Source organism: Acidovorax benzenivorans (assembly GCF_028680575.1).
Classification (GTDB): Bacteria; Pseudomonadota; Gammaproteobacteria; order Burkholderiales; family Burkholderiaceae_C; genus Acidovorax; species Acidovorax benzenivorans.
On record NZ_JAPCKI010000030.1, the window covers coordinates 1 to 18,163 of the forward strand.

Consider the following 18,163-nt stretch of genomic DNA (forward strand, 5'->3'; position numbering starts at 1 on the left):
GCCGTTGCCAGCTCCGCATGTCCGGGTAGGGAACGGCTGATGGAACAGCCGGTTTCATCAGGTCATATCTACCTCCGTGAAACAGAAATTCAAGCGACTTGCAGGTCGCACGTTCTCGCCGTCAAGGTCTGCGCGTGCGGTGCACGCTTGCGTCCTGGCGGCCGTCTGCGAACCCTGACGGCTGCGCTGCGCCATGCTGCTTCCGGTCTCGGGCAATCCCGCCCTGATTCCTTCCAAGGAGAAGACCATGACGAAGCTCATCACGGACGAACAACGCGCACAACTGCTGGCGAATGGCCGGCAATCCCTCGAACAGGAAAACTTCGACCCCGCTCCGGTGGTCAAGCTGTTCACCCCGGATGCCGGTGCGACCTGGCTGCTGACCGAGATGGACCTCGACGATCACGACCATGTGTTTGGGCTGTGCGACCTGGGTCTGGGCTATCCCGAGTTGGGCTGGGTCAGCCTGGCAGAACTTGCGACCGTGCGCGGCCGGCTGGGGCTTCCAGTGGAACGGGACCTGCCTTTCACTGCGCAGAAGCGGCTGAGTGTCTACGCGCGTGAGGCGCGTCTTGCGGGCCGGATTGTCGCGTAGCAGTCCCGGGCGCCGCTTCGGTGGCGCCCGGGACTGTGGCATAGGCGGTCGCTTCGGTGCTTTGTTCGGGGCCGATGCGCTCGCGATGAGGAACAGCTAAATGCCCGCAGCGGCTAAAAGAGTGGATGGGCGAACCTCAAGCGCCTCGGCGATCTTGCTCAGGTTGATCACTGCCACGTTGTGCTCGCCTCTCTCGATTCCACCCATGTAGGACCTATCAATGCCAGCGAGGTCGGCCAGTGCTTCCTGAGAAATATTGCGAGTGGCACGCGTACGTCTGATCGCATCGCCTATTGCGATGAGGATCGGGTCTTTTGCGAAAGACGGAGACGGTTTGGCCACAACCGTCACTGTCTCGGGTGACGGGAAATAACACCACGGGATAAGATACCCAGAAAGGAGTGCTACTGAAATCCACTGGTACTACAGGCCGGACGCACGTGGCATGCGATGACGGGTACCGAAGCCCTTAAACGGGATACCCGCTGAAGTGTTTGCGTTCTGTACTAGGATGTAACTCTTAGATACGACCACAATGCCCTTTCTTACCAACGAACAGCAAAGCCAGATGTTGGCCAACGGCGCAGCGCGTGCGCGTGGTGAGGCATTGGATCCTCTGCCGGTCGTGAAGCTCTACACGCTGGATGCTGGGGCGGTGTGGCTGCTGACGGAGTTGGATGCCGATGGAGACCGGGCGTTCGGGTTGTGCGATGCAGGCACGGGGAGTCCCGAACTGGGGTATGTCAGCCTTTCCGCCTTGGAGGGTGTGCGGGGCCCCCGGGGCATGCGCATCGTGGCCGATCCGCATTTCAAGTCCCGCCAGACGCTCTCGGGCTATCTGGCCGACGCGCAGCGCGACGGCTCGATCAACGACTGATTGACACAATCCTTTCTCGATCGCCCGGTGCGCGACGTGACGTCGCCGAGATAGCGACCCTGTAACTTTCCCTCTGTGGCAGGTTTCCCCTTTTTGCTGGAGGATTCCGTGACCACACCCACCCCCGAAGATCTTCCCCATGCCCCGTGGGGCGTGTCGGCCGCCTATCTGTACGTGCTGGACCTCGACGATCCAGCCCTCGCTTGGGAGTACCTGCGTCGCCACCCCGGCTACAGCGCGGATTGGGCCCGACGCAAGCGCGTGGTGTCCTTTGCCCGCTGGGGGTTGCGATGTCGCCGAAGATCCAGAGTTCGACGGACGGGTTGCGCAACCGTTGTGGCTGTCGTCCTCTGATGGACTGCTGCATGTGCGTGCCGTGCATGCGCACGGTGCCGCAACCCGCCGGTTCGATCTGTGGCGCATCCCCGGGCGCAAGCGCCTGGTGATGGACGGCCACGACCTGGCACTCACCGCAGATCTCAGCGCGCTGCGCATGCGCTTGTCGCTCTCAGGCATGCTGGAGGATGGTGATGCCTATGCGGGTGCCGTGCCGCTGACTCCGGGGCTTCGCGGTCAGCTCGACGGGTACCGCGAACAGGCACAGGCCCTGGAAGGCCATGCGCCTCAGATCTCGCACGTGCGGTCGGCCACCCGTTCCGCTTTGCTGCACTTGCGTGCCCTGCAGGCGCTCGATGCTTCACAGTCGGGAGCGTCGCATCGCGACATCGCCCAGGCCCTGTTCGGCCTCGAAGCCGTCGTCCTGCGCTGGCACGAGGATGGCGAATTGCGTGCGCAAGTGCGCCACCTGCTGCGGCGGGCTGAGGCGTTCATGCATGGCGGGTACTTATCCCTGGCGGGTGTGCTGGATCCCGCTGCAAAGCCCCCCGGAGACGAGCCGGTGCGCTGAATCTCTCCCTGCCTGGATCGGGCCCGATTTCCGAGACTGCCTCCATCGGGCCGCGAATGGTTTGCGGCCCATCGACAGCGATGGAGTCCGTCATGGCCGTTGGCAGTTCTTTCCCGTCCCGCACAGCTGCAGTGGCTGCGCCGCAGCCTCCTCTGAGGGCTGTCCCCGCAGCTCCTGCAAATCCTGAGTTCCTGACCACCGAGGAAGCGGGCGCCTTTTTGCGGCTCTCACCGCGCACCTTGGAGAAGCAGCGCGTTCTGGGTGGCGGACCGCGCTTCCGCAAGTTCGGCGCGCGGGTGGTCTATGCGGCTGCCGATCTGCGGGCCTGGGCCGAAGGCCGCGCCTTCGGCATGACCTCGGACCCCGGCTACGTGCAGCGTGACTCCGTCCGTTGATCTGACCTGACGAGAGAGGCACAACGGATGTCAAAGCGCCCGAACGAACGCGAGCAGCTTTCGCTGTTCCGCGCGCTCCCGGGCAGCGACATGGCGCTGCGCGATGCGCAGGACCTGATGGCCTACCCGTTCTTCTCGCTGGCCAAGTCGCCGCGCATTGTGCCGATCCGATTTGAAGCGGGCGGAATTTCTCTCACGGTGGAGGGGGTACCCGAGCACGGCATTGCCACCATCTGGGATGCCGACGTGCTGATCTGGGCGGCGAGCCAGATCATCCAGGCCAAGAAGGAAGGCATTGCGCCTTCGCGCCTGATGGTGGCCACGCCCTACGAGATCCTGCGCTTCGCGCAACGGGGAACCGGCCGCAGCGACTACCTGGCGCTGCGGGCCGCGTTGGACCGATTGCAGTCCACCACCGTCGCCACGACGCTGCGCCAGCGCGAGCGCCCGAATGGCGCCATGCGTGTGCACCGCTTCTCCTGGATCAACGAGTGGAAGGAGTATGTCCAGCCGGGGGGGCGTTCCGACGGCATCGAACTCATTCTGGCCGACTGGTTCTTCACCGGTGTGATGGACGAGGGGCTGGTGCTCACGCTCGATCCGACGTATTTCCGGCTTTCCGGGGGGATCGAGCGCTGGCTGTACCGGCTGGTGCGCAAGCACGGTGGACGACAGCAGGCGGGGTGGCGATTCGACATGCGCCACCTGCACCTGAAGTCGGGCAGCCTGCAGCGCCCCTCCGACTTTGCGATCCAGGTACGCCACCTGGCACGGCGCCAGGCGCTGCCGGGCTATTGGCTGTCCATTGAGCGCAGTGGGGGCATCGAGTGGTTGGCCTTTCTGCCCGACCCGGGCAACCGACCCCGGAGCGACTTGTCCACAGATTCTGTTGAAGAACCTGTGGATGGCTTGGGGATGGGCTCGGTGGATCGCCCGCACGACCCTCGGGGGATCACCCGCAGAAGTATCGGTGGATTGCCCGCACCGATCGCCCGGAAACCAACGCCCAGCAACGGTTTGGGCGCTCCCTAAACATCTAAAGGGATACATAAATGGAAGTCACGCGCGCGCGAGCAGGCACTGCTCAAAATTTGAGCAATGGTTCAGCGATGGCAAATCAGGTAATTCCAGAACTCCAGAGTCTTTCACCAGAAAGGCAAGGCCGCCGCCCCGGCAAAGTGATCGCGCTGCTCAACCAGAAGGGCGGGGCAGGCAAGACCACACTCGCAACGCACCTGGCGGGCGAGCTGACCTTGCAAGGTAGCCGTGTCACGCTGCTGGATGCCGACCCGCAGGGCTCCGCGCTCGACTGGGCGCAGCGCCGGCTCCAGAGCGGGCAGGAACGGCTCTACGGGGTGTTCGGGCTGGCCCGGGACTCCTTGCACCAGGAAGCGCCGCAAATCGCCTTGCAGGCGGATTTTGTGGTGATCGACGGGCCACCAAGGGTTGCGGCGCTTGCGCGCTCCGCGCTGCTGGCTGCGGACCTGGTGCTGATCCCGGTGCAGCCGAGCGCCTACGACGTGTGGGCCAGCCATGAGATGGTGCAGCTCATCACGGAGGCCCGGGTGTTCCGGCCGCAGCTGCGCGCGGCCTTCGTGATCAACCGGCGCGTGGTCGGGACAGTGATCGGGCGCGAAGCGCGTGCAGCGCTCGCGGATCAGCCATTCGCTGCGCTGGAGACGGAAGTCTCGCAGCGCATCGTGTTCGCCGATAGCGTGGCAGCAGGGCGGCTGGCATGCGAAGTGGCGCCGCAGTGTGCGGCCGCACGTGAGATCGTGGCGCTCGCGCAGGCCGTGCGGGAGGTGCTGCGATGACGGCACTCCCTCCAGTAGTGACGCCGCACAGGGTGCCGATCGGACGCAGGCCCGGTGCAGATCCTGCGTCAAACTGGGTGCGGCAGGCGGACGCGCCTGGGATACCGGCCAAGGCCTCCATCTACACCGCGCGGCTCACCATCGATGTGACACCGGCGCTGCGCGGGCGCATCAAGGTTGTAGCGTTCCGGCGTGGCATCACAGCGGCGGACATGCTGCGCGAGTTGCTGGAGCGCGAGTATCCGGAGGACGTGGCATGATGGCGCCGTTATCCCATCTGGCGCCAGCCGTCCGGCAGACTCCGCTGCAGGCGAGGGTGCCGCAGAGGCCGACCCGCATGCGCGTTTCGCTCGCTTTCGTCGAAGATCGGGTGAACGTCTGGTTGCGGTTTGGCCAGCCGACGGCAGAGATCATTCTGGACCGCTGGCGGCGCGTGGCGATGTTCATGCCAGGCACCGTTTGCTGTCGTGTGAAGTGGATCGGCAATATCTATGGCACGGTGCTCTGGCAGCTCCTGGTGATGCAGGCGCCGACGCCCTTCGAAGACGCCCAGCGCGTAGCGGGTGTGCTGCCGGGCGCGCGCATACTGCTGCGTGCCGATGGCGAGATGCAGGTCAAGGCGGTGCTTGCGGCCATTGATGCCATCGAGGCACTGGGCATAAACCCCTGCACCGTTGCCGCCACTTACTGGCGCACAGTGGGCAGCCGATTGGCTGCACGGCAGCCGCTGCCAGTCTATACGGCCGAGCGGCATGCGGCTCACCTTGCGCGCGAGGCGCTGCGATGAATCGCCGCATGGCCTTGGCCTGCATGAGCATCGGCGTCGCTGCGCTGTGTGCGCCAGCGGTGGTGCAGCTCCCCGCGCGGTTGGTCTACAACCCGAGCGACAGCGTGCCTCGTGGCTGGTACCGCATTGGATCGCCTGACTCGCTGCATGTCGGTGGCGTCGTGCTGGTCCGCATCCCTGCGGGTGTGGCGGCCCTCGCGGCACAGCGCGGATACCTGCCTGCGGGCGTTCCTTTGCTCAAGCGGATCGGCGCTGTGTCGCCGCAATTGGTGTGCGTGGGGGCGGGGCTCGTGCGCATTGATGGCGTGGTCGTGGCGGCGGTGCTGGCGCAGGACGGTGCGTACCGGCGGCTGAAGCCTTGGGCACAGTGCCGAACGCTTGCCGTTGAGGAGGTTTTCCTTCTCAGCAATGTGCATCCGGCGTCGTTCGATAGCCGCTACTTCGGTCCCGTAGATGCGTCAGCGGTGATTGGCAGCGCGCACCCGCTGTGGACCTGGAGCACGCCATGAGAGCTACGGCCTATCGCTTCTGCAAGGAGTGTGCGATGCGCTCCTGCCAACTGCAGGCCTGCGTTCGGCGTGCACTACTGCCATGCTCAGTGGTCCAGCGCCGATGCCGCCGAATTGCTCCCGCGCCTGCGCGCGGACTGCATTCCGCCGTGCAGACATCCTGCCGCCAGTGTGCAGCGCCTGCTGCATCGTCGCTGCCTTTGGCGCAGCGCTGCGCGCTCGGTGCGTGGCTGGCGGTGGGGCGGAGCTGGGAGCGGATGCGGAAGGCGGAGACGGAGGGCAAGATAAAAGGGCCGGCACGCAAGTGCCTGCCAAGCCAGTCTGCACGTGGGTTGGGCACGGCACCATGCTGGGCGCATGCGGTGCCGTACCGGGGCTGGATTCGGTCTGCAGCGGGCGCCGAGAGCGTGCTGTTTCCGATCCGTTGCGCCCAGGCGCGCTGGAGTGGGCGCCATGGCCGCGCGTAAGGATGGGGCGGAGGAGGGGCGATTCAAGGTCCGTCCTGGTGCGCCAACGGCGCGTGCTGGACCACGGTCGCAGCGCCTGATCAGCCAGGTGCTAAAGGCGGTTTCCAGGGCCGGAGCCCAGGCGTCAGGGAGTAGAGGCATGCACCCGGCGTCTACGTTTGGCCGGGGGCGGGTGGCGGCTGGCATCGCGGGCCAGAGACTGGGCAGGAATGCGCGGCGCGTGGTGGTCAAGTCCCGGTTTGTGGTACTCAGGAAGGCGGGCGCCCGATCGGTTTCCACCCACCTGCGCTACATCGAGCGCGATGGCACAACCCGCGATGGGCAGAAGGGCCAGGCCTATGGCCCGGACACGGATGTCGCCGACCTGGAGGCCTTCGAGGAGCGGGGCAAAGGTGATCGGCACCAGTTCCGCTTCATCGTGTCGGTGGAGGATGCCGGGGAACTGGAAGATCTGCGTGGGTACACGCGCACACTGATGGCGCGCATGGCCGTCGATCTGGAAACCCGCCTGGACTGGGTGGCTGTCGACCATTGGGATACAGACAACCCGCACACCCACGTTGTGCTGCGTGGGCGCTCGGGCGAGGGCAGGGGAGCGGACCTGGTCATCGCGCCCGGTTACATGGCCCACGGCATGCGCCAACGTGCCTGTGAGTTGGCGACGGAATGGCTGGGGCCGCGTACCGAACTGGAGATGCGGCAGAGCCAGCAGCATGAAGTGGATCAGCAACGATGGACGGGACTGGATCGGCAACTTCAGCGGCAGGCTGTGGTGGATGTCGTGGAACTGAAGGACTCGCCTGACCGTGGTTCAGGGACTTTGGAAGCCCAGCGTCTCACGCTGCTGCGCGCCCGGCTGCAGCGTCTGGAGGCGATGGGCCTTGCCGAGCATCTCGATGCCTACCGGTGGCGCCTGGCGCAGAGGATCGAGCAGACGCTCACAACGATGGGTGAGCGCGGTGACATCCTGCGCACCATGCACCGGGCGATGAAGAGGGAACTGCGGGAGCTGGTGACCGATCCACAGGCGGATGTAGCTATGGTGGGGCGTATCGCTGCAAAGGGACTGGACGGTGAATTGCATGACCGGCCCTACCTGGTGATTGATTGTGTTGACGGGCGGGCGTATTACCTCCGGCTGCAGGCGAACGCTGATCTGGCTGAGCTGCCGGTGGGTGGCATCGTTGAGTGCAAACCGCAGGCACGGGAGCGTGTAGTGGACCGCATGGTGCTGGATCTGACCCAGCAGGGGATCTACACCACGGCCCACCACCGCGCGGAGCTTGTGCAGACTGGAGATCGGGATCCGCAGGCTACGGTCGAAGTCCACGTTCGCCGGCTGGAGGCATTGCGTCGCAGGGGGATCGTTGAACGAGTGGCTGATGGTGTCTGGGCTGTGCCACCCGACCTGTTGCAGAAGGTCCAGCGACACGGGGGACGGAAGGACCCCGGGCATGCGGTTGAACTGCGTTCGCACCTCCCCTTGGAGCAGCAGATCAAGGCTGTGGGAACCACCTGGCTGGACCGGGAGTTGGTGGCCAGTGGTTCGCCTCAACCGGCCGCGCAAGGCTTTGGGGCGCAGGTGCGGGAGGCGATGTCGCGGCGTGTGAATTTTTTGGTGGGGGAGGGGCTGGCCGAGCGCAGGGGACTGCGCGTTGTCTTCGCTCGCAACTTGCTGGCAACCTTGCAGGACCGTGAGTTGATAGTGGTAGGGGAAAAGCTGCAGCAGGAGACCGGGAGGACGTGGCGGCCGGTGAGAGATGGCGAAACCGTCAGCGGCGTCTATCGCTTGTCTATTCAACTGGTGAGTGGAAGGTTTGCAGTTTTGGACGACGGGTCGAGGTTTAGCCTCGTGCCTTGGCGGCCTGTAGTCGAACACTACCTCGGAAAGAGCATAAGTTCACTGCTGAGAGAGAGGGGGCCGAGTTGGAGTTTCGGTGCTCAACGCAGTGTCTAGAAACATTGAGCTCAACCTTTGTGAAGCATTCGTCCCCGATGCATCATCATCATTGCTGCCATTGACCCAGTCATCGTCCAGGCGCTGCATGTTCTCCAAAATCTTCAGCAGGTAGCTACTGACTTCCAGCGCGATTGGAGGCAGCATGCGCCCAAGTTGGCAGTGCCGAGTCAGTACGCCTTTGAGGGCTACATCGCCTGGAGGGTCTTCGCAGAAGCGATGGATCGCAGCAATGAGTCTCTTTCTCGGACCGGGGTTCGCAGGGCGTTTGAGCAGATGGGCGATTTCAGCGTAGCGGGCTTTCGTGTCAGATTCTCACCGCAAGCACGGGAGGGGGCAAATTTTGTGGATATTGGGGTTGTCAGTGACAACTGCCGGTTGAAGTTTTGAAGGGTTGACGGAGCAAAACTTGGACTGGCTTTATGCCGCGAGTCCAAGGTTCACCCGATATTCGATGAGGCTGCGAGAGCCAAGGTAGGTCTTGATCCGCGACTTGTTGTACCGCAAGGTACTGGTGGCACAAAGTACAACGTGTCGGAGGCGGCACGGCAACTGGGTCTGACCCGCTCCCAACTCGCCTATTGACTCAAACGATATGGCATCTAGTGGGCTGCGGTGGCAGATCTGATTTCAGCGAGGTAAATGACCGAATCGACTGTTCAGTCGCGGTCCAATAACAATTCCTTCTGCTGGAAAGCAGTCCAAATCCAGCATCAGAATCACGGCAGTTCAGACCTACATTGATCGCACAGCACTCGGTGTGTTGACTTCCACGCAAATCTGCCCCGCCGTGGGGTGCGTGTCCTTCACAGGCTAAATCGCTCAGGCACTTGATCGTTTAAAAAAGTTGCTGCGAGTATCCTCTTCATTTGGCCGAATACGGTCAGGAGCTGTCAAAGCGATCTCCTCTGGGGAGGTCGGCAACAGGCTGAGGCTGTGTGGAAACGCTCAACGAGCATTCGGGCCGGCTCCATCCCGCAGCACTGGGCCGCATTTTCCAGCAGTGCCGTTGCAGCGCCGTTTCTGGCGCGCCTGGAGATTTTTGTCGCCCTCCTGAGGCCTTTCTCGGCCGGTAGAGGCCCACAAAGGCCTTACGCCTTCACCATCCGCATCGCCTGGATCATCTGGGCGATACCCATCACGCTCATCACCCGCTTGAGGTTGTAGGCCAGCACATGCAGGCTCATCTCGGTGCCCACGTGCTTGAGGGTCTTCGTCATGAAGTGCGTCGAACCCATCCAGTGCTTGAGCGTGCCGAAGACATGCTCCACCGTGGACCTGCGCAATGTCATTGCCTCGGGGTTGCTGTCCAGTCGTTGCTGCACCCGCTCCAACACCTCTTCGTGCTCCCAGCGGCGAATGCGCCGATTGCTGCTGGTCGTGCACTGCGCTTTGAGAGGGCATTTGGAGCAGGCACTTGACCAATAGATGCTCAGGCTCAGGCCTTTCTCGACCGTTTTGAACCGATAGATCGCACGCTCGCCCGCCGGGCACTGGTACTCGTCATCCTTGGCGATGTAGATAAAGTCGGCCTTGTCGAAGCGCCCCTCGGCCTTCGCGTTCGATGTCATCGGCTTGGGCACGAAGGTTGTGATGCCAGCGTCTTCGCAGGCCTTGAGCTGCGGACCACTGAAGTAACCCCGGTCAGCGAACGCCTGCAGGCTCTCACTTGCCATGGCCTTGTTTGCGGCACTGGCCATGTTGTGCAGCTGTGCACGGTCATTGCCAACGTTTGTGACCTCGTGCGCGACGATCAGATGGTGCCTGGCATCCACAGCCGCCTGCATGTTGTAGCCCACCAGGCCCGATCCCTTGGCCTGGGTGGCCATCGAACGTGCATCGGAGTCGGTGAGGGAGACCTGGCCATCGGGCAGGCTCTTCAATTGCTCCTTGATGCCATCGAGTTGCCGCATCTGCTCGCGCAGTTTTTGAAGCTTCTCCTGCAATCGTTCCGTCTTGGCTTGGACCTCTGCGGGCTGCGTGCGGTCAGCTGTCTCCAGCACATCCAGGTAACGCTGGATGCTTTGCTCGATCTGCTGCTGGCGAGCTTCGATCTTGCCGGGCGTGAAGTTGCGGTCACGGCTGTTGACGGCCTTGAACTTGCTGCCATCGATGGCCACGATGGCCTGCGAGAAGAGGTCCAACTGTCGGCACATGGCGATGAAGCGCTTGCAGACGTTGCGAATGCCAGCGCCGTTGCTTCGGCGGAAGTCCGCAATGGTTTTGAAGTCCGGTGCGAGGCGCCCGGTCAGCCACATCAGCTCGACATTACGCTGGGCTTCGCGCTCCAGGCGGCGGCTCGACTGGATGCGGTTGAGGTACCCGTAAATGTAGAGCTTGAGCAGTACGGCTGGGTGGTACGCGGGCCGGCCAGTGACCGCCGGATTGACCCCATCGAAATCGATTGCCCGAAGATCCAACTCTTGGACAAACACATCGACAACGCGCACCGGGTTGTCCTCTGCGATGTAGTCGTCCAGGCACTCCGGTAGCATGGTGATCTGTTGTCGGTCTTCGCCTTCGATGAATCGCTTCATGGGGCACTTCGCCTGAATCGGGTGCCGCTATTCTAGTTTTGGGCTGCGGTGGATAGTGGGGTTTTCATACAGCCTCGGCTGATTGGAGTCATTCAAGGCTCTGCACCTGAACGGCAGCATCCGCCAACACCGGTCGTTGTGAATCGCCCAGCCCGCAGGCGATTCAGCACTCATCTACCGCTTAACGATGAACCACCAGACGGTTCAGCTATTGCTGAGACACTTCAAACTCAAGTCAGCTGACTGCTGCCTCGACATCGAAGTGGGCGACGCCTTGGAACTTTCAGTGAGTTCTTGATCTGGGGTGTCCCGCTAACAGCGCCTACAAGTCGATTAAGAGACTGGGCTCAAATCGCCCATTTTCGACCACACCGTTGGGCGCGTAGCCGCGCGGGTTGGCTACGACGCGCGTATCGCCCAGCAGGTAGTCGCAGCTGTGGTGCACATGACCGTGCACCCACAAAGTCGGTTGCCATCGCAGGATTTGCGCTTCTAGGTCGGAGACAAAGCATGCATTGAGCGGTGAGCCTAGAAACTGATTCGCGATGCTTCCGCGTGATGGGGCAAAATGAGTAACCACCACGGTAGGGCCGTCGAATGGCTCGGCAAATCGATCCTCTAGCCATGCAACCGATTGGTCGAATAGCATTTGCGAAATAGCTGGTGTGAAGCGATCCGGGAAATCCGGGGCAACGCCGATGCGGCTGAAGTCACGCACGAAGGCTTGAGCTTTCTGCAGTCCTTCTTCTCGCTGTTCGGGCGAGTCGAACAGGCGGTAGTCCGACCACAGGGTGCAGCCCAGAAAGCGTGCGCCGCCGCCGCGCCATTCCTCGCGCTCTAGCACGCGCACCTGCGAACCTTCGGCTTGCTTACGCAGCAGCGCCATGGTGCTAACCAGGTCGGAATCATAGAACTCATGGTTGCCGGCCACATACAGCGTGGGCCGGTTGAACTGCCGTGCCCAGGCCATGCCCTGGGAGGGGCGTTGCAGGTCACCGGCCAGAACGACGAGGTCGGCATCGGTGTGCGGCAGTTCCAGGGGCTGCACGGAAAGGTGCAGGTCAGAGAGCAGAGCGATTTTCATCGGCGGGTTCCGTGGCAACGATACAGAGACCATTCTGGCCCGGAGTACGAGGCCAGCCTGCGCATGCGGCCATTGCGGATATTCGGGGGCTGTCACCTTTTTGGCGTCTTCAGCGTCCAATGGTCACAAGCCCCAAATAAAGCGAGCCCACCATGCAGTCCTTCTCCCTGACCAATGCTCCGCCCACCGCGTCTACCCCCTGTTCCGACGAACAGTTGGTGGCGAGGGCTCTGCAAGGAGAGCAGAGTGCCTTCGAAGCCATCATGCGGCGCCACAACCGGGTGCTGTTCCGTGCGGCGCGCGGAGTGGTCTCCGACGACGCTGAGGCGCAGGACGTGGTGCAGGAAACCTATCTGCGCGCCTTCACCCGGCTGCGGGATTTTCAGGGGGGGGCATCGCTGGCGACCTGGATGACGCGCATTGCCATTAACGTGGCGCTGGACGCGCTTCGCAAGCGCAGCCGGTCAGTGCCGCTCGACTCCCAGGATCTGGACCACGAGCCTTCTTCGGAGCACATGATGTTCTTTAGCGCTCCTGCAGGCGTATCGCCCGAATCCGTGCTGGCACGCACCGAGCTGCGCGCCCTGCTGCAGTCCGCCATCGAGGGGCTGCCGCCCATCTACCGCAGCGTGTTCATCCTGCGCGCCGTGCAGGAAATGAGCGTGGACGAAGCGGCGTACTGCCTGCAGGTGAGCGACGCCGTCGTCAAGACCCGGTACCTGCGCGCCCGCTCCCTGCTGCGCGATGCGCTTGGCGCCCAGATTGAGGCGCATGCCGAGAGCGTATTTGCCTTTGCTGGCGAGCGCTGCGACCAGGTCGTGCGCCATGTGGTGGTCGAGCTGCAGCAGCGCCATCTCATTGCGCCGCACTGAGCGCGGCCAAAACATCCCCTGGCGACGCCGTCTCGTCTGGCCGTACCGCGCGTATGGCCAGCAGCGCCGCGCCTGGCCAGAGTCAACTTATTCAAATTTGCCGACTGTTCCAGGCGTCGGCGCAACGGTTCATCAACCCACGGAGAAAACCATGAAGAGCACTTCCATTTACGTCCCCTCGCAGTCCTTGTTTCTCTCGCGCCGACGTGCCATGTCGACATCCGGTGCCGCCGTGCTGTCGGCCAGCGCAGTGGCTTTACTCGGCGGGCGCGACGCGCTGGCCGCCGGTGCCAAGGTGAGCGCTCAGGAGCTTGAGGCCGATGTGCGCATCCTCAATACCGCTCTTGGCGCGGAGCTGGAGGCGGTGGCGGCCTACCAGGTGGGCGCGGAAAGCGGCCTGCTGAGCAAGGCGGTGCTGCCGGTGGCCGTGGCGTTCCAGGGGCACCACAAGGAGCATGCAGCTGCCATTGCCAGCGCGGTGCAAAAGCTGGGCGGCAAGCCCGTGGCAGCCAAGGATAAATACCAGTTTCCCGTGGAAAAACTCAAGGTGGAAGCCGACGTGCTGCGCTTCGCGGCCGGTCTGGAGCGCGGCGCCATCTCGGCATACCTAGGCGCCGTTCCCCTGTTTGCGGATCGCGCGCTGGCACAGGTCGCCGCGAGCATCCTGGGCGACGAGGCCATGCACTGGGCCGTGCTGCGCCAGGTCCTGGGAGAGTCTCCTGTGCCTTCGGCTTTCATGTCATGAAGCCGCGCCGGCTTATCGTGGCGCTAGGGCTAGCGGGCGGCCTGATCGCCGTCGGTGCAAGTGCGGCGCCGGACGCCGCAGCGCTGGCGCGCGGTGAGCAGGTGTACGCGCGTTGTGCCGCCTGCCACGCTATAGAGGGTAATCGCACCGGCCCCCAGCACTGCGGGCTGTTTGGGCGCCGTGCTGGCACCGCGCCCGGATACAACGCCTATTCCAAAGCTATGCGAGAGAGCCTGTGGGTATGGGATGAGAAGTCGCTCAACGTTTTCTTGAAGGACCCCATGACAGCCTTACCAGGAACCTCCATGGGCTATGCCGGGGTGAAAGATGCAGCCGAGCGGTCGGACCTGATCGCCTGGCTGAAGGGGGCTTCGCGTCCCGGTGCTGCGTGCAAGCCAATTCCTTAGCGCTGTCGCGGGCGCGAGGGTCGATCTGGCATTCAGTCGCGCTGCTGGGATGCCGGAATCTACGGACGGTTGGGAGTAAAGATATGAAATATGCAGGTTGTTGGACACGCCGCTCGTCGGTATGGCGTCTTGCAATAGCGATCGGTGTGACCGCAGCGGCTGTCGTCGCTTGCGGAGGGGGCGCTGCGGTCGATGACCCAGATGCCGCCCAGGCGGCGCTGGTCGCACAGGGGCGGGACATCTTCCGATATGACACATTTGGCGATGAGGCCCAATGGACCGACGCGCTCGGACTGCACGAGGTCATCGCGGCAGCAGTCGATCCCGTGACTGCCTTGTCCGTAGGGCTCAAGGTGGATGCAGAGGCGCTTCCCGCTGCCGTGGTGGCAGGCATCCAAGACGGCAGCGTGGACCTTAAGGATCCAGCCACCACGGTAGCGCTGCTTAAGCTCGATGCGGTGGTCGGTGTCCGAGGGACAGTGGAGACGGTCAACGGGGTGGACAAGCTCGTTCGTGTCGGCATCACCTGCGCCCTTTGCCATTCGACAGTGGACAACTCCTTCGCCAAGGGCATTGGCAAGCGCCTGGACGGCTGGCCCAACCGCGATCTCAATCCGGGAGCGATCATCGCCTTGTCTCCGGCCGTTGATGCTGCAACGAAGGCCGCACTCAATGCGTGGGGACCAGGCAAGTTTGACCCGCGCCACAACATCGATGGTCTGAGCAAACCTGTCGTCATTCCGCCCGCCTATGGCTTGGCGGGTATCCACCGGATCACGTTTACCGGCGATGGCGAGGACATCGCCTACTGGAACCGCTATGTGGCCGTGGCCGAAATGGGCGGGCTTGGAGCGGTTTCGGAGCCGCGTCTGAATCTGAGCGTCGTCCATGGCCGAGAGGACCTGGTGAGCTCCAAACTGCCTGCGCTGCAGGCCTATCAGCTCACGCTTCAGGCGCCGCCTGCACCTGCGGGCAGTTTTGACACAGCCGCCGCAAAGCGGGGCCAAGCCATCTTCAAGGGGACCGGAAAATGCGTGACCTGCCATAGCGGTAGTACTTTCACGGATGCGAACTCACGCCTGCATCCACCAGCCGACTCCATGGCGGAACCCGAGAGCCCCAGCTACGCCTCTCGCTCCGCTACCCGCCAGTACCGCACCACGCCTTTGAAGGGGGTTTGGCAGCACGCCCCCTATTTTCACGACGGTTCCGCCGCCACGCTGGACGATGTGACAAAGACCTACAACACTCGGTTGGGCTTAGGGCTCAGCGCGCAGGATGTGTCGGATCTGACCCAGTACTTGAAATCGCTGTGACAGCGTGGAGAAAGTTCGAATGAATGCACCTGAAAAAAATATGCTCCTGCCCGATGTTCAGAGCAGTGCGGAGACTCGGGGTCTCGAGATTGGCGCCGTAGGCATCCAAGGCCTGCGCTATCCCGTCAAGGTACGCAGCGGTGATCGGGTCGCCGACACCGTTGCGCAGTGGGCCATGACCGTGGCATTACCTGCTGAGGTCAAGGGTACGCACATGTCACGGTTTGTCGAATTGCTGCAGGCACAGTCGGGTGCTCTGGATGCAGCGGGGTTCCGTGGGTTACTTCGAGAGATGCTGGGTAGGCTGAATGCGCAGTCCGGGTCCATCGAAATGTGTTTCCCGTGGTTTGTGGAAAAAACCGCGCCTGTCTCATGTGTGCGCAGTTTGCTCGACCACGACGTTCAGTGGCGTGCAAGTGTGTCTGCTGAAGGTCTGTATGCCTTGTGGCTGAAGGTGGTCGTTCCCGTGACAAGTCTGTGCCCTTGCTCTCGGGATATATCGGTGTATGGGGCACACAACCAGCGCTCGCACATTTCCATAGAAGTCGAGGTCTTGGAGCCGATCGAGGTTGAGGATCTGATCGCCATTGCAGAACGCAGCAGTTCCTGCGAGGTTTATGGGTTGCTCAAGCGTGTGGATGAAAAATTCGTCACAGAGCGTGCATATGAGAACCCCAAATTTGTGGAGGACATGGTGCGCGATGTTGCTGCGGCGCTCAATGGCGAGCATCGCGTGGGCGCGTATGTTGTCAAGGTGGAGAATTTCGAATCGATCCACAACCACAGCGCCTTTGCGTGCATTGCCCGCCCTGCGCGGGGAGCTTCCTGAACGAGTACCTTAACGACCTGATCGCTCCATAGAGGAGCAGGCGAAATTGGGTCGGAGAGGAGTGATCAATCTCTTCTTCTTAGTGCTCTCTGCTCCTTGGCGCTGACGGCGCCTGTGGTCGCCGCATTCGCACAATCGGCAGGGCCGGACCGGATTGTTCTGCTTGGAACCAAGGGTTGGCCCGCAGATCCGGTTTCCGTCTTCGAACGTGCTGGTTGTTGATTTGGGGGTGCGGACGAAAACTTGGACTACCAAGAGGTAGTTCATGTATTCCTACGAAGACAGAATCCGAGCAGTTGAACTGTTCATCAAACTGGGCATGCGAGTCAGGCCTGCCATCAGGCAGTTGGGGTGATCCTTTGTTCGAGCGCACGCGAGGGGGCGTGCGGCCAACGCCGCGCGCCGAGGACCTGGCTCGTTCTGTTCAGTCGGGGCTGGCGTTGATCGAGGCGGGCCTCGCATCGGAGAAGACTTTCGATCCATCGCGGTCGTCGGCCGAGCTGCGCATCCACCTTACGGACATCGGCGAGGCGCGCTTCATTCCTCCATTGATGCGCGAGATGCGGCGCGTGGCGCCGGGCATCAAGCTCACGACTAGGAGTTGGCCGCAGCAGGAGATCGGGAATGCGCTTGACAGCGGTGACATACACCTGGCCATAGGCTTCCTTCCCGAGCTCACGACGTCGGCCCATGCAAAGCTTCTGACAGACCGCTATGTTGTTCTTGTGCGTGCAGGGCATAGCGCCGCCGTTCAGGCAAAGCTGACCCAACGGAAAATGCAGTCTCTAGACTGGATCGCGGTGCGGTCTCACACTCAGACGTTGCAAATGCTGCAGGCTGCAAACCTTGACGGCAAGATCAAGCTCACGACTTCGACCTTCCTCGCACTGCCTGCTATCGTGAAGAACACCGATTTGGCTGTCCTGATGCCTCAGGCCATCGCACGAGAATTCACGCCTGCCAGCCGCTTCCGATTACTCGAAACTGAGCTGCCCTCCAACGACTTCACAGTCTCGGTGCATTGGAGTCGGCGGCAAGGGCACACCCCCTTGGTCCAGTGGGGGCGGTCGGTCCTGCTGGGCCTTTTACGTTCAGGTTAGTGGCACACCATGGTGCGTCGGGTGGAACTAGATGGAACAGTCACCCTACAGATTCTTGCGAACTTCCGTTCTTGCCAAGAGCGGTAGCCCTTCGACAACCTCCTGAGTGGCCGCAAACGCTGCATAGCTCGCATCCGAGGCAAGGGCGGTTGCAAGCGACGACTTTTCTGGCACCTGTGGCTGCTGCAGCCATTGCGGACTACGAGTTGCTGGGACGCGAAGTGAGCTCGGCGCTATCCGGGTCTGGCATTCGTCAATACCTACCCCCAAAAAAATTGGAGAGAAATAGAAGTGCTGGGTGTCTCATCAACCCTGCCCAACCAGAATGTTTGAGTCGGTCCAATCTTGACCACCAAGGGGGCAGACTCCCGTCCACCCCCCCTCAACGGCTGTGCCGGACAACTGGCCCGATCCGCTCAACTCAGCCCACCAGCTCTGCAGCCTGGGCCGCAGGCACCACTCCGTAGTGGTCCAGCTGCATCGAATACTGCGCACGCCCCGAAGACAGGGCGCGCAGGCTGCCGATGTAGCCGAACATCTCTTTCAGCGGTACTTCGGCCTCGACCGTGGCGGCGTTTCCACGTTGGCCCTGGCCGCGCACCAGCCCTCGGCGGCGGTTCAGGTCGCCTATGGCATCGCCCAGGTAGTCGGCTGGGGTGATGACTTCGACGGCCATCACGGGCTCCAGCACCTGGGGCGCTGCCTTGGCGAACCCTTCGCGGAAGGCGGCCATGGCCGCCAACTCGAAGGCCAGTGTGGACGAGTCGCGCTCGTGGAAGCTGCCGTCCAGCAGGGTGGCCGCGAAGTCCGTGGCGGGGAAGCCTGCCACTACGCCTGCCAGGGCGGCACGGCGGATGCCGGCCTCCACGGCGGGGATGAACTCGCGCGGCACGGCGCCGCCGACGATGCGGCTTTCAAAGCGGATGCCTTCGCCCCTGGGCAGAGGTTCGAGCAGCAGCCTCACC

21 protein-coding genes and 2 pseudogenes are annotated in these 18,163 nt (G+C 62.7%); 19 read left to right on the forward strand and 4 right to left on the reverse strand.

Going from position 1 to position 18,163, the window contains the following annotated elements; all coding sequences use genetic code 11:
* Positions 1-247: 247 nt before the first annotated feature.
* On the forward strand, positions 248-595 hold the full coding sequence (locus OIN59_RS24925; protein ID WP_274114854.1) for a DUF2958 domain-containing protein: 348 nt from the start codon (positions 248-250) through the stop codon (positions 593-595).
* Between the two features lie 96 nt (positions 596-691).
* On the opposite strand, the gene OIN59_RS24930 is transcribed toward OIN59_RS24925, so the two are convergent.
* Positions 692-946 (reverse strand): helix-turn-helix domain-containing protein, encoded by a 255-nt coding sequence (locus OIN59_RS24930; RefSeq protein WP_328517995.1) that lies wholly within the window; start codon positions 944-946, stop codon positions 692-694.
* A gap of 184 nt (positions 947-1,130) precedes the next feature.
* Between OIN59_RS24930 and OIN59_RS24935 the strand changes: the two genes are divergently transcribed.
* From OIN59_RS24935 to OIN59_RS25420, 12 genes and pseudogenes are all read left to right on the forward strand, one after another.
* Positions 1,131-1,472 (forward strand): DUF2958 domain-containing protein, encoded by a 342-nt coding sequence (locus tag OIN59_RS24935; RefSeq protein ID WP_274114856.1) that lies wholly within the window; start codon positions 1,131-1,133, stop codon positions 1,470-1,472.
* Between the two features lie 174 nt (positions 1,473-1,646).
* Positions 1,647-1,826 carry a transcriptional regulator domain-containing protein gene (locus OIN59_RS25410; protein WP_407655148.1) on the forward strand — a complete coding sequence of 60 codons (180 nt, stop codon included), beginning with the start codon at positions 1,647-1,649 and terminating at the stop codon, positions 1,824-1,826.
* Positions 1,827-1,839: 13 nt separating this feature from the next.
* The gene (locus OIN59_RS24940) at positions 1,840-2,379 is read left to right on the forward strand and encodes a DUF2285 domain-containing protein (protein ID WP_274114858.1); all 540 of its coding nucleotides are present in this window, start codon (positions 1,840-1,842) and stop codon (positions 2,377-2,379) included.
* Positions 2,380-2,471: 92 nt separating this feature from the next.
* Entirely contained in the window at positions 2,472-2,774 is a 303-nt protein-coding gene (locus OIN59_RS24945) for a helix-turn-helix transcriptional regulator (RefSeq protein ID WP_274114860.1), read from the forward strand.
* Positions 2,775-2,801: 27 nt separating this feature from the next.
* Positions 2,802-3,626: pseudogene (locus OIN59_RS24950) on the forward strand (replication initiator protein A); the annotation flags it as partial.
* 257 nt (positions 3,627-3,883) lie between these two features.
* Complete coding sequence (gene parA, locus OIN59_RS24955) at positions 3,884-4,588, forward strand: ParA family partition ATPase (RefSeq protein ID WP_407655149.1); 705 nt, start codon at positions 3,884-3,886, stop codon at positions 4,586-4,588.
* On the forward strand, positions 4,585-4,848 hold the full coding sequence (locus tag OIN59_RS24960) for a chromosome partitioning protein ParB (protein ID WP_274114864.1): 264 nt from the start codon (positions 4,585-4,587) through the stop codon (positions 4,846-4,848). Before parA ends, OIN59_RS24960 begins: the two co-directional genes overlap by 4 nt.
* Before the next feature lie 77 nt (positions 4,849-4,925).
* Positions 4,926-5,375 (forward strand): DUF2840 domain-containing protein, encoded by a 450-nt coding sequence (locus tag OIN59_RS24965; RefSeq protein ID WP_274114866.1) that lies wholly within the window; start codon positions 4,926-4,928, stop codon positions 5,373-5,375.
* Positions 5,372-5,884, forward strand: a complete 513-nt coding sequence (locus tag OIN59_RS24970) for a S26 family signal peptidase (RefSeq protein ID WP_274114868.1) — start codon at positions 5,372-5,374, stop codon at positions 5,882-5,884. Before OIN59_RS24965 ends, OIN59_RS24970 begins: the two co-directional genes overlap by 4 nt.
* A gap of 687 nt (positions 5,885-6,571) precedes the next feature.
* Positions 6,572-8,308 (forward strand): DUF3363 domain-containing protein, encoded by a 1,737-nt coding sequence (locus OIN59_RS24975; protein WP_328517996.1) that lies wholly within the window; start codon positions 6,572-6,574, stop codon positions 8,306-8,308.
* An 84-nt stretch (positions 8,309-8,392) separates the two neighbouring features.
* Positions 8,393-8,698 carry an ABC transporter substrate-binding protein gene (locus OIN59_RS25415; protein WP_407655150.1) on the forward strand — a complete coding sequence of 102 codons (306 nt, stop codon included), beginning with the start codon at positions 8,393-8,395 and terminating at the stop codon, positions 8,696-8,698.
* Between the two features lie 57 nt (positions 8,699-8,755).
* On the forward strand, positions 8,756-8,893 hold the full coding sequence (locus tag OIN59_RS25420) for a helix-turn-helix domain-containing protein (RefSeq protein ID WP_407655151.1): 138 nt from the start codon (positions 8,756-8,758) through the stop codon (positions 8,891-8,893).
* Between the two features lie 506 nt (positions 8,894-9,399).
* On the opposite strand, the gene OIN59_RS24980 is transcribed toward OIN59_RS25420, so the two are convergent.
* Together OIN59_RS24980 and OIN59_RS24985 are read right to left on the reverse strand one after the other, a co-directional pair.
* On the reverse strand, positions 9,400-10,845 hold the full coding sequence (locus OIN59_RS24980) for an IS1182 family transposase (protein WP_274114872.1): 1,446 nt from the start codon (positions 10,843-10,845) through the stop codon (positions 9,400-9,402).
* A gap of 322 nt (positions 10,846-11,167) precedes the next feature.
* Complete coding sequence (locus OIN59_RS24985) at positions 11,168-11,929, reverse strand: metallophosphoesterase (RefSeq protein WP_274114874.1); 762 nt, start codon at positions 11,927-11,929, stop codon at positions 11,168-11,170.
* Between the two features lie 152 nt (positions 11,930-12,081).
* Here OIN59_RS24985 and OIN59_RS24990 point away from each other — a divergent pair, with 152 nt between their 5' ends.
* The 6 genes from OIN59_RS24990 (at position 12,082) to OIN59_RS25015 (ending at position 17,198) form a co-directional block, all read left to right on the forward strand.
* Positions 12,082-12,801 carry an RNA polymerase sigma factor gene (locus OIN59_RS24990; RefSeq protein WP_274114876.1) on the forward strand — a complete coding sequence of 240 codons (720 nt, stop codon included), beginning with the start codon at positions 12,082-12,084 and terminating at the stop codon, positions 12,799-12,801.
* Positions 12,802-12,952: 151 nt separating this feature from the next.
* A complete protein-coding gene (locus OIN59_RS24995; protein ID WP_274114878.1) occupies positions 12,953-13,546 on the forward strand; it encodes a ferritin-like domain-containing protein in 594 nt (197 codons plus the stop codon).
* A complete protein-coding gene (locus OIN59_RS25000; RefSeq protein WP_274114879.1) occupies positions 13,543-13,953 on the forward strand; it encodes a c-type cytochrome in 411 nt (136 codons plus the stop codon). Before OIN59_RS24995 ends, OIN59_RS25000 begins: the two co-directional genes overlap by 4 nt.
* A gap of 83 nt (positions 13,954-14,036) precedes the next feature.
* Positions 14,037-15,269 carry a c-type cytochrome gene (locus OIN59_RS25005; RefSeq protein WP_274114881.1) on the forward strand — a complete coding sequence of 411 codons (1,233 nt, stop codon included), beginning with the start codon at positions 14,037-14,039 and terminating at the stop codon, positions 15,267-15,269.
* Positions 15,270-15,288: 19 nt separating this feature from the next.
* Positions 15,289-16,098 carry a GTP cyclohydrolase FolE2 gene (gene folE2 / locus OIN59_RS25010; protein ID WP_274114883.1) on the forward strand — a complete coding sequence of 270 codons (810 nt, stop codon included), beginning with the start codon at positions 15,289-15,291 and terminating at the stop codon, positions 16,096-16,098.
* 359 nt (positions 16,099-16,457) lie between these two features.
* Positions 16,458-17,198, forward strand: a complete 741-nt coding sequence (locus tag OIN59_RS25015; protein ID WP_274114885.1) for a LysR substrate-binding domain-containing protein — start codon at positions 16,458-16,460, stop codon at positions 17,196-17,198.
* A gap of 421 nt (positions 17,199-17,619) precedes the next feature.
* On the opposite strand, the pseudogene fusA reads toward OIN59_RS25015, so the two are convergent.
* Positions 17,620-18,163, reverse strand: a pseudogene (gene fusA / locus OIN59_RS25020) (elongation factor G); the annotation flags it as partial.